This is a genomic window from Phenylobacterium sp., from assembly GCF_030681155.1.
GTDB lineage: Bacteria > Pseudomonadota > Alphaproteobacteria > Caulobacterales > Caulobacteraceae > Phenylobacterium.
The window spans coordinates 153,169-165,782 of record NZ_JAUXXE010000078.1; the positions used below are offsets into that span (position 1 = coordinate 153,169).

At 67.0% G+C, this 12,614-nt stretch carries 8 protein-coding genes and 1 pseudogene; 7 read left to right on the forward strand and 2 right to left on the reverse strand.

The features are described 5' to 3' along the window. Positions 1 to 4 precede the first annotated feature (4 nt). Positions 5 to 1,333 carry a cell division protein FtsA gene (gene ftsA / locus Q8M13_RS20715; protein ID WP_305302163.1) on the forward strand — a complete coding sequence of 443 codons (1,329 nt, stop codon included), beginning with the start codon at positions 5 to 7 and terminating at the stop codon, positions 1,331 to 1,333. Positions 1,334 to 1,673: 340 nt separating this feature from the next. Then, positions 1,674 to 3,272 (forward strand): cell division protein FtsZ, encoded by a 1,599-nt coding sequence (gene ftsZ / locus Q8M13_RS20720; protein WP_305302164.1) that lies wholly within the window; start codon positions 1,674 to 1,676, stop codon positions 3,270 to 3,272. Positions 3,273 to 3,326: 54 nt separating this feature from the next. On the opposite strand, the gene Q8M13_RS20725 is transcribed toward ftsZ, so the two are convergent. Continuing rightward, entirely contained in the window at positions 3,327 to 4,115 is a 789-nt protein-coding gene (locus Q8M13_RS20725) for a GNAT family N-acetyltransferase (RefSeq protein WP_305302165.1), read from the reverse strand. Positions 4,116 to 4,276: 161 nt separating this feature from the next. Next, entirely contained in the window at positions 4,277 to 5,335 is a 1,059-nt protein-coding gene (locus tag Q8M13_RS20730) for a LysR substrate-binding domain-containing protein (RefSeq protein WP_305302166.1), read from the reverse strand. On the opposite strand from Q8M13_RS20730, the gene pyrF reads away from it, so the two are divergent. The 5 genes and pseudogenes from pyrF to ligA all read left to right on the forward strand — a co-directional run bounded on the left by pyrF (position 5,310) and on the right by ligA (position 12,605). Continuing rightward, positions 5,310 to 6,179: an orotidine-5'-phosphate decarboxylase gene (gene pyrF / locus Q8M13_RS20735; protein ID WP_305302167.1), complete on the forward strand. Its 870-nt coding sequence runs from the start codon at positions 5,310 to 5,312 to the stop codon at positions 6,177 to 6,179. The genes Q8M13_RS20730 and pyrF overlap by 26 nt on opposite strands. A gap of 199 nt (positions 6,180 to 6,378) precedes the next feature. Continuing rightward, positions 6,379 to 7,272, forward strand: coding sequence for a UDP-3-O-acyl-N-acetylglucosamine deacetylase (gene lpxC, locus Q8M13_RS20740; RefSeq protein WP_305302168.1), 894 nt, complete (start codon positions 6,379 to 6,381; stop codon positions 7,270 to 7,272). Between the two features lie 214 nt (positions 7,273 to 7,486). Then, positions 7,487 to 8,365: pseudogene (locus Q8M13_RS20745) on the forward strand (outer membrane protein assembly factor BamD); the annotation flags it as partial. A gap of 210 nt (positions 8,366 to 8,575) precedes the next feature. Next, on the forward strand, positions 8,576 to 10,273 hold the full coding sequence (gene recN, locus Q8M13_RS20750) for a DNA repair protein RecN (RefSeq protein WP_305302169.1): 1,698 nt from the start codon (positions 8,576 to 8,578) through the stop codon (positions 10,271 to 10,273). Next, positions 10,266 to 12,605, forward strand: a complete 2,340-nt coding sequence (gene ligA, locus Q8M13_RS20755) for an NAD-dependent DNA ligase LigA (RefSeq protein WP_305302170.1) — start codon at positions 10,266 to 10,268, stop codon at positions 12,603 to 12,605. The genes recN and ligA overlap by 8 nt, the downstream gene beginning before the upstream one ends. The last annotated feature ends 9 nt before the right edge of the window (positions 12,606 to 12,614 follow it).

Below are 12,614 nucleotides of genomic sequence, written 5' to 3' on the forward strand. Positions count from 1 at the left end.
GGACTTGTCGAGCCGCGTTGACGACCGCAAGGAAAACCGCGAAGGCCTGAAGGCCGCGCTGGGCCGCCAGCCTGTGGTCGCGGCGGTGGATCTGGGCGCGTCCAAGGTCACCTGCTTCATCATGAAGCCTGAGGGCGTGCGTCGGGGTGATCGCACCCTGACCGCCGCGGGCGTCGGCTACGTCCAGTCGCGCGGCGTGCGCGGCGGGGCGATCATCAATCTCGACGAGGCGTCCGACGCCATCGCCCAGGCTGTCGAGCGTGCCGAGAACGTGGCCGGCGTGCAGGTGCAGAGCGTCACTGTCGCCACCGCCGGCGGTCAACTCGCCAGTCACCGGATCTCGGGCCGGGTCTCCATTGGCGCGCGTCCGATCTCGGATGGCGACCTCGTGCGTGCGATCCAGCAAGCCCTGGCGCAGATCAAAATTCCGGGCCGCCGCGCGGCTCACATTCTGCCGGTCGCCTGGTCGGTTGACGGCCAGGCCGCGATCCGCGATCCGCGCGCCATGTTCGGTCGCTCGTTGGGCGTCGAGCTGCTGGTCGTCTCGGTGAGCGAAGCGGTGTTCCAGACCCTGGGCGCCTGCGTAGAGCGCGCTCATCTGCAATTCGAAGGCGTGGTCGCCGCGCCCTTCACCTCGGCCCTGGCCGCCCTGGAAGAAGACGAGATGGATCTCGGCGCGGTCTGCATCGACATGGGCGGCGGCTCGACCTCCGCGGCGGTGTTCAGCGGCGGCAGCCTGGTTCACGTTGAGACTCTGGCCGTCGGCGGCGGTCACGTGACCGCCGATATCGCCCGTGGCCTGTCGACCTCGATCGCCGGCGCAGAGCGGATCAAGACCCTGCATGGTTCGGCCATCGCCTCGGCCAATGAAGATCGCGAGATGATCGAGGCCCCGCCGCGCGGTGATGATCCGGGCGCAGGCCCGGTGATCGCGCCGCGCTCGCTGCTGAAGGGCATCATCGCCCCGCGTGTCGAAGAGACCCTGGAACTGCTGCGCGATCGCCTGAAGGCCTCGGGCGCGCCGGTTGAGGCCGGGGCGGGCATCGTCCTGACGGGCGGCGCCAGCCAACTGGCCGGCGTCCGTGAGGTCGCGGTGCGGGTGTTCGACCGCCAAGTTCGCCTTGGCCGTCCGCGTCGGGTTCCGCATCTGGCCGATGCCGCTTCGGGCCCGGCCTTCTGCGCCGCGGCCGGCGTGCTGCAACGGGCCGCCTTCGGTCCGCGCGAGGCGGTGTCGGCCAAGGCGCTCGCCTCGGTCAAACTTCGCCGCGAGCCGCTCGATCCTCGGGCCAATCCGGTGGCGAAGGCCGCCGCCTGGCTGCGCGAAAACCTCTAAACTGCGGCTCGCCGAGGGCGTATGGCGAGGCTTCGGTCTGCGTCTGCGTGAGTCGCCCTTGGCATAAAACCCTGTTCGTTGAGCATGTTGCGCTGAATGAGCCGGGACTGAGGGCGGGGGAACGGTGCGGCTGGGGCCCCTCCAGCGGCTAAGCCTTACCCAGCAAGAAATTTTGTTGTGGATGCAGGCCGTTCCGGGTCGACGCACGCCCGACTCGCCTTATGCAGTTAACCGGCAATTAACGATGGTGGGCGCTTCCTTAACGTCAGCCGTCGCGGGGACCAGGCGGGTGATTCGCCGGCGGTTCCCTTGACCACGGTACGGAGGACATAGGGTCCCAATGGCTATCGCACTTTCCGCGCCGCGCGCGACCGAACTCAAGCCGCGCATCGTCGTTTTCGGCGTCGGAGGCGCCGGCGGCAACGCCGTTAACAATATGATCGAGGCAGGGCTCGAGGGCGTCGAATTCGTCGTCGCCAATACCGACGCCCAGCAGCTCTCATTCGCCAAGACTGATCGCCGGATCCAACTCGGCGTGCAGGTGACGCAAGGCCTTGGGGCCGGCGCTCACCCCGAGGTCGGCATGAGCGCGGCCGAGGAGTCGATCCCCGAGATCGGCGAGCACCTCGACGGCGCCCACATGATCTTCATCACCGCCGGCATGGGCGGCGGCACCGGCACCGGCGCCGCGCCAATCATCGCCAAGTGCGCGCGTGAACGCGGCATCCTGACGGTGGGCGTGGTCACCAAGCCCTTCCACTTCGAAGGCCGCCACCGCATGCGTCTGGCCGACGCCGGCATTGGCGAGCTGCAGCGCTACGTCGATACGCTGATCGTCATTCCGAACCAGAACCTGTTCCGCGTCGCCAACGAGCGCACGACCTTCGCCGAAGCTTTCGGCATGGCCGACCAGGTGCTGCATTCGGGCGTCCGCTCCATCACGGACCTGATGGTGCTGCCGGGCCTGATCAATCTCGACTTCGCCGACGTCCGTACGGTCATGACCGAAATGGGCAAGGCGATGATGGGCACCGGGGAGGCGACCGGCGACGATCGCGCCCTGATGGCCGCCCAGAACGCCATCGCCAACCCGCTGCTGGACGAAGTCTCGCTCAAGGGCGCCAAGGCGGTCCTGGTCAATGTCACCGGCGGTCTCGACATGACCCTGCTGGAAGTTGATGAAGCGGCGAACGCGATCTCCGAGCAGGTCGACGCCGAGGCCAACATCATCTTCGGCGCGGCGTTCGATCCGACGCTGGAAGGCATGATCCGCGTTTCGGTGGTCGCCACCGGCATGGACGGAGCTTCCATCGCGGCTATCGAGCCGAAGGTCGAGCGGATGCCGCTCACCGCCCCGCCGCTGCGCGCCGAAGTCAGCCGCCCGGCTCCCGTCACCCAACCGGTGATGCGGACCACGCCAACCTATGAACGTCCGGCCCCGCCGAACTTCGCCGACCGTCCAGCGCCGCGCTATCCGGAGCCGGCCGCCTATGTGCCGCCGACTCCTCAAGCTGCTGCGCCTGCGCCGATCCCGACGCCTGCGCCCGCTCCGGCGCCGATCGTTGCGAAGTTCGAGGAAGAAGAGCAGGGCGACCTCTACGCCGCTCCTCAGGCCGCCGCGCCCGCACCAGCTCCTATGTTCGCCCCTGAGCCGCAGATCAGCCGTCCGATGACCAAGATCGTCGATCCGATGGTCGAAGAGCAGGATGAAGAGCCGCTGTTCGCCGAGGCGACCTATGAAGATCGTCGTCCGCAACGTGGCGGTTTCCTGAGCCTGTTCGGCAGCCGTCCGCGCTACGAGGCTCCGGCCCCCGCGCCGCGGCAGGCGCCCGTCAGCCGTGGCGGCGCCTTGCCGGTCGAGCAGCCGATGGAAGAAGCCCAGATCGAGAATCAGGAAGACCTGGAAATCCCGTCCTTCCTGCGCCGCCTGGCCAACTAAAGACCAAGGCGATCAAAGATTGAATGGCCGGGCCTGCGCCCGGCCATTCTGCGTTTAGGCCCTGGAGATGGCCCAGGTCGGGCCGATGAACTTCAGTCCGAGCTTGGTGACGACCCGCTGCGAGGCGAGGTTCGAGGTCGCCGTGCTATAGAACAGGGTGCGATCGGCCAGCGAGGGCAGGGCGCTCCACCCCGCCGTCGCGGCGGCCGCCAGCCCTAGACCCCGAAACGCTGGCAAGGTGGCCAGGCCAAGTTCGGCGCCGCCGCCGCCGAGCCGCGCGGCAAAAGCCAGCGATGCGATCTGGCCGTCTTGCAGCGCCAGGCACCAGGGCGCCCAAAGATCTCCAGCGTCACGAAATCCCATCTCCACCAGGGCGGGCGGCATGCCCTCTCGCGTCAAGGTCGCCTGCAGGTGGTCCCCCTCCGCGGTTCCCGAGGCGATGAGCGGCGCGCTGACCTGGGCGTGCGATCGGTGGGGCAGGTGGAAGCTGAGGCCAAGATGGTTCTGGAGAGGGCCGAATGCGCCCAGGAGGTCGAGGTATTGTTCAATGTGGACCGGAACCTGGCCCGGACCGGAAAGCGGCGGCTCATCGACGCTTAGAGCCTTCAGTTCAGCGACTAGATCGTCTTCCAGTTCATGGCTGAATTGAACAAGGGCGCCGCCGTCGCAACCGGCCAGGAACATCAGTGGCCCGGGCGACCGATCAGGATCTGCCTCTCGCTCGATCCGGCCGGTAGGCGTGAGGGTGAAGCGCGTTTCGAGCTCTATGTTGATCAAGTTCCAGGCCGACAGGGCCGGAGCCGCCGCGCCCGTTGGGGCGGCTTGGGATGTAGTGTTGGGCATTGAAGTCTCGTCACAGGGCGCATGCGCCCGTTAGGCCGGTTGGCCCGCTATCGTGACGGTGGGAATAGCCGAGAAGTCGGCTCGCGCCGCGCGCCACGCACGATGAATTGCGGTGGATGTACTCATCATCGCCTCCTGCGTGTTTTGCGCCGGTCTGAAGGCTACATGGCCCTGTTTTGATCCGTCAACGACGGTTGCGCAGCGGCGGCAGTCGTTGGGGGTTTAGCGTCCCGCCGCCCTTCCTGTTGGAGCCATCGTCCGAACTCGGCGGCAAGCGTGTTGTCCGCCTGCGCAGGGCGCAAGTAGGTGAAGCGGCTGGCAAGCGGATGGAAACCCCAAGGGGCCGCCAGCCGCCCTGACAAGACGTCCGCCTGCACGAACGCCCAGGCTGTGATCGCCGCGCCCAAGCCCGCCGCGACAGCTTCGATCAGATAGAAGTTGTGTTCGAAGCTCCGCTCGGCGCTCTCTTCCGGCAAATCCAGATTCATGTCGGCGGCCCACATTGCCCATCCCGACGCAAAGGTTTCGGCATGAAGGCGCGGGAGGCGAAGAACCTTGCGCCGGTCTTGGTGCAAGTTTTCAAATAGGGCCCCCGACAGCACCACCCCGTAGGCGTGATCTAGGAACGGCGTCGCACGCAGGCCCGCCGGCGCAGCGCCGCGCTGAAGCGTGATGGCGGCGTGCACGCCGCCGCGACTGAAGTCACCGGCGCGATCCTCGACAAAGCGAACGCGCACGCCTGGCCGGGAGTGCAAAAACCGCGGCAGGCGCGGGATCAGCCACTTCATGGCGAAGGTCCCGGGGCAGGCGACAACGAGTTCCTGGCCTGCTTCAGCGCCCGGCAACGCCAAGGCCACCATGTCAAAGGCCGAACTCAAGGACGATGCGAGTTCGCGGCCTGCCGGGGTGAGTCGCAGCTGGTGTTTAGGCCCCTCGACCAAGCGTGCGCCGAGTTGCGCCTCCAGAGCCTTGATCTGCCGGCTGACCGCGCCATGGGTGACCGATAGCTCCGCGGCGGCCCGAGTCATCGCGCCCGTGCGCGCGAAGACTTCGAATGCCTGGAGGCCTCTCAAGGACGGCAGAGGGCGTCTGGTCATGTGACTCCAGCTCACAGCTTGGACCGGCTTAGTCGATTGCCGCGCCTCCGAAAAGCAGCGCATCGCAAACCGGGTTTGCAGACAGGGAAATTTACAGATGGCCGATTTTGCCGAACGCTTCATTCGACTGTCGCGGGTCCGCTCATCCCTATGCCTGGGTCTGGATCCGTCGGCCGATCTGATGGAGCTTTGGGGCCTAGATGACGACGCCGAGGGCCTGAAGCGGTTTTGCGGGGCGGTTCTGGACGCCGCCGACGGCAGGGTTTCGGTGGTGAAGCCGCAAGCGGGTTTCTTCGAACGTTTTGGCCCGGAGGGCATGGTCGAGCTCGGCAGGGTGGTCGATCGAATTCGCGCGCAGGGCGCGCTGAGCCTCATCGATGGCAAGCGCGGGGACGTGCCTGGCACCATGGGAGGCTATGCTGAAGCCATGATCGGCGCAGGCAAAGGCTTTGGCGCCGATGCGATGACGGTCGCGCCCTATCTCGGATTTGACGCTCTGCGCCCGGCTCTTGACCGGGCAGCCGCCCACGGAGCGGCGGTCTTCGTGGTGGTGCGTTCCTCCAACCCGGACGGCCGCTCTCTCCAGGACGCTCGCCACCCGGATGGGCGCACGGTCGCCGAGGCTCTTGCCGACGAGATCAGCGCCTTCAACGCCGCGTGCGGTCCTCGCACCGGGGCGATCGGCGCCGTGATCGGCGCGACGGTCGACGAGGCAGGTGCGAGGATACTGACGCGCCTGCCGCAATCGCTTGTCCTCGCGCCGGGGGTCGGAGCGCAGGGAGCAAGCATCGCCGATATGGAGACGACCTTTGGCCGCTCGCTCCTACAAACCCTGCCATCAGTTTCCCGCGCTATCCTTCGCGAAGGGCCCACGGTTAAAGGGCTGCGCGGTGCGATCGACCGCTTTCGCGATCAGGTCTGGACGGCCTGCGAACGGGCGGCTCGCTCCGATCTGCGGGTCCTCTGATGGGGCTAGACCAAGGGACCGCGCGGGACTGTAACTCGCCCTGCTTTCGCCTTGATTCCTAAGGGAATCTTAAGCCGCCAAACGCGAAACATTGCGAAACAGGAGTTGTTTTGCGGCGCCGCAGCATAAGCCGTATCTGGCAGGTGGGGCGTATCGCGGCCAGTCCGGCTGCAAGACCGAACCGAGAAGGCAGCGAGTTTTGCGCGCACAAGAGTTTCAGAACACCCTCCAGGGTCCGGCCATCTTCGCCGGCGTCGGCGTCCACACCGGCGCCTATACCCGCGTGGCTGTTCGCTCCGCCCCTGCCAACTCCGGCATCGTCTTCGTCCGCACCGACGTGACCGACCGCGACAACCGCGTTCCCGTCTCGGGCGAGGCCGTCACCAAGACCCAACTCGGGACCGTGATCGAGAACGCCGCCGGCGTCAGCGTTTCCACCATCGAGCACCTCATGGCTGCGATGGCGATGCTGGGTATCGACAACGCCGTGGTGGAGCTGGACGGCCCCGAAATGCCGATCATGGATGGCTCGTCGCTGCCGTTCGTTCAGATCCTGGACCGCGCCGGCCGGCGTCCGCAGGACGCGCCGCGTCGTTACATCGAGATCATCGAGCCGATCGAGTTCATCGATGGCGACAAGCGCGCCACCCTGACTCCTTCCGATCAATTCGAAGTCGCTTTCGAGATCGCCTTCGACTCCGCCGCCATCGGGCGTCAGCGGATCGATATGCCGATGGACGAGCGGACCTTCCGCAACGAATTGGCCAATTGCCGCACCTTTGGTTTCCTGCACGAGGTCGAGTACCTGCGCAGCATCGGCCTGGCGCGCGGCGGTTCGATGGAAAACGCCGTCGTCATCGAGGGCGACCGTATCCTCAACCCCGAAGGCTTGCGCCGGCCGGACGAATTCGTTCGCCACAAGGCGCTGGACGCCATTGGCGACCTCTACGTCCTGGGCGCGCCGATCCTCGGCCGCTTCGAGGGCGTGTTGGCCGGCCATGGCCTGAACAACCAACTGGTGCGCGCGCTGTTGGCCTCGCCCAAATCGTGGCGCTATCGCACCCTGGTGACGGAACACGCCGAAGCGGTTTGAGCCTCCGACTCTTGGCGGTTTGTCCTAGTTTCACGATCCTTCGCGGTCGTTCGAAACCTGTCGCGAGCCATCCAATCGAACCTGTCTCGGCGCTGATGTCGGCGCCAGCAGGCTTTCCTAGGCTTCGCCGCATTTGCGCCCCGCATTGCATGATGTAGAAGCGTGGACTCGCGGCGCTGGGGCGCGCGTCGGTCCTTTAGAGGTGTAGGTGTCCTTGCTTCGCAATTCCCGGACTCGCACGGCGCTTGTCGTCAGCGTCGCTGTCCTCGCCCTAGCCGGCTGCGCCGGCAAAGATAAGAAGCCGAAGCTCGCCTATGAGGAGCGCCCGGTGGAGCTACTCTACGCCACGGGCGCGGACCGGCTGGACCGCGGCCTGTGGAATCAGGCCGTCCAGTACTTCGGCGAGGTCGAGCGTCAGCATCCCTATTCAGAATGGTCGCGCCGCGCGATCCTGATGACCGCCTACGCCCACTATCAGGGCAACGACTACGCCGAGGCCATTGGCGACGCCGACCGCTTTATCTCGCTCTATCCGGGCAATCCCGCGGCGGCCTACGCCCACTATCTGAAGGCGATCTCCTACTTCGAACAGATCGTTGACGTGGGCCGGGACCAAGCCGCGACGGGCCAGGCGTTGAACAACCTGACGGAAATCGTCCAGCGCTATCCGAACACCGAATACGCCGCCGACGCGCGCTTGAAGATCGACATGGTCAATGACCAGTTGGCCGGCAAGGAAATGACCATCGGCCGCTATTACCTGCGTCAGGGCGACACCCTGGCCGCGGTGGGCCGGTTCAAGACCGTAATCGACCGCTATCAGACCACGGGACACACGCCCGAGGCGCTTTACCGTCTGGTCGAGGCCTATCTGACGCTGGGCCTTATCGAAGAGGCCAAGCGCAACGGCGCCGTGCTGGGCTACAACTATCCGGGCGATGTCTGGTATCGCGACGCTTACCGCCTGCTGACCGACAAGGGCCTGCGTCCGGCGGTCGAGCCGACCAAGGGCGAGCGCCGCAGCTTGGTGTCGCACTTGCCTTTCGTGAAGGACAAGGACACCACCGTGAAGCCGCCGGGCTATGACGAGGCGGCTCCAGCAGCTCCGGCGGCCGATCCAGCGCCCGCCGCTGAACCGATCGCAACGCCCGCCGAACCGCAAGCCGCCGCCGCGTCGGCTGAGCCTGCAAAGCGCAAGGGTCTGATCTCCCGCCTGCCGTTCATGAAGGGCGGCGACGACAAATAGAACTTTAAGTGAACTGACGGGCTTTCGCGCCGTCTGATTCCAGGCGATCTTGCCGACATGCTGATCGGGCTATGGATCCGCGACGTGGTGCTGATCGAGGCGCTGGACCTTTCCATTGGTCCGGGCCTTACGGCGCTGACGGGCGAGACAGGGGCGGGGAAGTCGATCATCCTCGACGCCCTGGGCCTCGCCACGGGCGCGCGCGCCGAGGCCGGCCTGGTCCGCCAGGGTTCGAGCCAGGCGGCGGTGTCGGCCGTTTTCGCGCCGGCGCCTGAGCACCCCGTCTGGGATATCCTGGAAGAGAAGGGCATTTCCTACGCGCGCGACGAGGATCTGGTCCTGCGCCGCACGCTTTCGGCTGACGGCCGCAGCCGCGCCTTCGTCAATGATCAGGCGACCAGCGCCACCGTGCTGCGCGAACTGGGCGAAATGCTGCTGGAGGTGCATGGCCAGCACGAGACGGTCGGCCTGCTGGATGCTCGCACTCATCGGCCTTTGCTGGACGCCTATGGCTCGCTCGGCAGTTTGAACAGCGCGGTCGCAGGACGTTGGAGCGCCTGGAAGTCCGCCCGCGCTCGCGCCGATGAGTTGCGTGCGGCCGTCGCACGAGCCGCCGAGGAATCCGAAGAGCTGGCTCTGCGGCTCTCCGAGCTCGACCGGTTGGATCCGCATGAGGGCGAGGAAGTTCGGCTGGCCGAGGAGCGCGCCATTCTGGGCGCCGCCGAGAAGGCCCTGACCGACATTGCCGAGGCACGCCAAGCCTTTGACGGCCTGACCGGACGCATGGCCCAGGCCGTGCGCGCTGTGGAGCATGCGCGCACGCGGGCCCTGGCTGCTGGCGCGGCCGAGGACGGGGCTGCGGTCGTCCGCCTGGCCACCGCCAGCGCGGCGATCGACCGGGTGTTCAGCGAGGCCCAGGAAGCCGAGGCCGCTGTCGATGCGGTGGCCGACGCCTTCGACTTCCGACCTGACCAGCTGGAGAAGACCGAGGAGCGGCTGTTCGAATTGCGGGGCATGGCGCGCAAGCTGTCGGTCAGCGTCGAGGAACTGCCGATCCTGCGCGTGCGCTTCGCCGAGCGTCTTCGGGCGATGGAGTCCTCCGAAGATGATCTGAAGGCGGCCGACGCCGCCGTGGCGGCGACACGGGCCGCCTATATCGCCGACGCGGGCAAGCTGTCCGACGCGCGCCGCGCGGCCGGCGAGCGATTGGCGACCTCTGTGATGGCCGAGTTGGCGCCGCTGAAGCTGGACAAGGCGCGGTTCCGGGTGGCGGTGGAGCCGTTGCCGGAGGACCGCGCCGGTCCGACCGGACAGGATCGCATCGCCTTTGAGATCGCCACCAATCCTGGCGCGCCATTCGGCGACCTCGGCGCGATCGCTTCGGGCGGGGAACTGGCGCGCTTCGCCCTGGCCTTGAAGGCTTCGCTCGCGGGCCGGGCTGAGGGCCCCCAGCCCCTGATGATATTCGACGAAGTCGACCAGGGCGTGGGCGGCGCCGTCGCCGACGCGGTAGGCCTGCGCCTAAAGCGCCTGGCCGCTGACGCCCAAGTGCTGGTCGTGACCCATTCGCCGCAGGTCGCCGCCCGCGCAGAGGCGCATTGGCGGATCTCCAAGGCCGGCGACAGCGAGCGCATTCGCACCGCGGTGGAGACGCTTTCGCTCAGTGAGCGCGAGGAAGAGATCGCCCGCATGTTGGCGGGCGCCCAGATCACCGACGCCGCGCGCGCCGCGGCCAGGGCTCTGATGGATGCCTAAAACGCCGAAAGATCTGACCGAGGCGCAGGCCGTCGAGGAGCTCACGCGGCTCGCCGACGAGATCGCCGCGCACGACATCCGCTATCACCAGGAAGACGCGCCGACCATTTCGGACGGCGAGTATGACGAGCTGAAGCGGCGCAATGCGGCGCTTGAAGCCGCGTTCCCGCATCTGATCCGTGAAAACTCGCCGTCGACACGGGTTGGGGCTGCGCGGGCCGAGCAGTTCTCGCCGGTCGAGCACGGCGTGCCGATGCTCAGCCTCGATAATGCGTTCTCGAACGACGACGCGCTGGAGTTCGACGCCAAGATCCGCCGGTTCCTGCGGCTGTCAGGCGCTGAAGACGTGGCCTATACGGCCGAACCGAAGATTGACGGGCTGTCGGCCTCGCTGCGCTACGAGAAGGGCGTCTTGGTCCAAGGCGCTACGCGCGGCGACGGCAGGACCGGCGAAGACGTCACCGAGAACCTGCGGACCATTTCTGAGATTCCCAAGCGGTTGTCGGGGGCAGGCTGGCCCGATGTGATCGAGGTGCGTGGCGAGGTCTATCTCGGTCACGACGAGTTCGCCGCGCTGAACGCCGCCAACGAGGCGGCGGGCCAGAAGACCTACGCCAATCCGCGCAATGCGGCGGCGGGATCGCTGCGCCAGATCGATCCGAAAATCACCGCGACGCGGCCGCTGCGGTTCTTCGCCTATGCTTGGGGCCTGTTCAGCCAGCCGTTCGCCCAGACCCAGTGGGAGGCGCTGGGGTTGCTGAAGTCCTGGGGCTTCCAAACCACGCCGGAGAGCCAGCGGGTGATCAGCGGGCAGGGGCTGCTGGACGCCTATACCGCGATGGAGGCCGTGCGCCCCAAGCTCGGCTACGATATCGACGGAGTGGTCTACAAGGTCGACCGCCTGGATTGGCAGCAGCGCCTGGGCTTCATCACCCGCACCCCGCGCTGGGCCGTGGCGCGCAAGTTCCCGGCGCAGCAGGCGCGGACCATTCTAGAGGCTATCGACGTTCAGGTGGGCCGCACGGGCGCGGTGACGCCGGTGGCGCGGCTGCGCCCAGTGACGGTGGGCGGCGTGGTGGTCGAGAACGCAACCCTGCACAACGCCGACGAGATCGCCCGTAAGGACGTCCGGATCGGCGATACCGTGATCCTGCAGCGCGCCGGCGTTGTGATCCCGCAGATCCTCGGCCCGGTGCTCGACGAGCGGCCCGCCGACTCGGTTCCGTTCGAGTTCCCGACCCACTGCCCGTGCCCGCTGAAGACACCGCTGGCCAAGGAGACGACGGCGGCCGGGGTGGAAACCGTCGTGCGCCGTTGCACCGGCGAGTTCGCTTGCCCATTCCAGCGCATCGAGCATTTGCGCCACTTCGTGTCCCGCCGCGCCTACGACATCGAGGGCCTGGGCGAGAAGCAGCTCACCGCTTTCTACGAGCGCGGGTGGGTCAAGGAACCGGCCGACATTTTCCGGCTGGCCCGTGACGAGGAAAAGCTCGCCGAGCTGCGCACTACCGACGGCTATGGCGAGACCTCGGTGCGCAACCTGGTCGCGGGGATTGAGGCCAAGCGCTCCATCCCACTGGACCGGTTCATCTTCGGCCTGGGCATCCGTCACATCGGGGAGACGACCTCCACGGCCCTGGCCCGGCATTTCGAGACCGTCGAGCACTTCATCGCCACAGCCAACGCCGCCGCCGCTCAACGTCCCGGCGCTGGCGCCCAGGCGCTGTCCGAATTGGACGGGGTCGGACCGACGGCGGTGGAGGCGATCTTGGCCTATGCCCGTCATCCCCAGGCCTTGCTGATCCCGCCGGGAGCTTCGCTGGAAGAACATCTGCGGCTGGCCATCCCGCGGCTCAACACAAGGGCGCGCCAGTCTCTGGCAGAGCGGTTCGGCGACTGGCCGACGTTCCAGGCGGCGGCGAAGGCGGCCTTGTCAGAAATGCCTGGCGAGGAGTTCCGCGAGATCTCGTCGGTCGACGCCGTCGGGCCCGTGGCCGCGCGGATGGTCGCCGAGTTCTTCGGCGAGGAGCACAATCGCGCCAAGGTCGATGCGCTGCTGGCCGAACTATCGGTGATCCCTGCCGAGCGGCCGAAGACCGACACCGCCGTCGCCGGCAAGACCATCGTCTTCACCGGCAGCCTGGAGAAGATGACCCGCGATGAAGCCAAAGCCCAGGCCGAGGCGCTGGGCGCCAAGGTCTCGGGTTCGGTGTCCAAGAAGACCGATCTCGTCGTGGCCGGCCCAGGCGCGGGCTCGAAGCTGAAGACCGCCACCGATCTTGGGATCCAGGTGATGACCGAGGATGAATGGCTGGCGATGGTGGATGGTTAGGGGCTTAAC

What these genes read in the sequence shown, in the direction of transcription:
- ligA (WP_305302170.1), top strand. Translation starts at nt 10,266, where the DNA reads ATGCCTAAAACGCCGAAAGATCTGACCGAGGCGCAGGCCGTCGAGGAG.
- ftsZ (WP_305302164.1), top strand. Translation starts at nt 1,674, where the DNA reads ATGGCTATCGCACTTTCCGCGCCGCGCGCGACCGAACTCAAGCCGCGC.
- Q8M13_RS20725 (WP_305302165.1), bottom strand. Translation starts at nt 4,115, where the DNA reads ATGCCCAACACTACATCCCAAGCCGCCCCAACGGGCGCGGCGGCTCCG.
- Q8M13_RS20730 (WP_305302166.1), bottom strand. Translation starts at nt 5,335, where the DNA reads ATGAAGCGTTCGGCAAAATCGGCCATCTGTAAATTTCCCTGTCTGCAA.
- pyrF (WP_305302167.1), top strand. Translation starts at nt 5,310, where the DNA reads ATGGCCGATTTTGCCGAACGCTTCATTCGACTGTCGCGGGTCCGCTCA.
- recN (WP_305302169.1), top strand. Translation starts at nt 8,576, where the DNA reads ATGCTGATCGGGCTATGGATCCGCGACGTGGTGCTGATCGAGGCGCTG.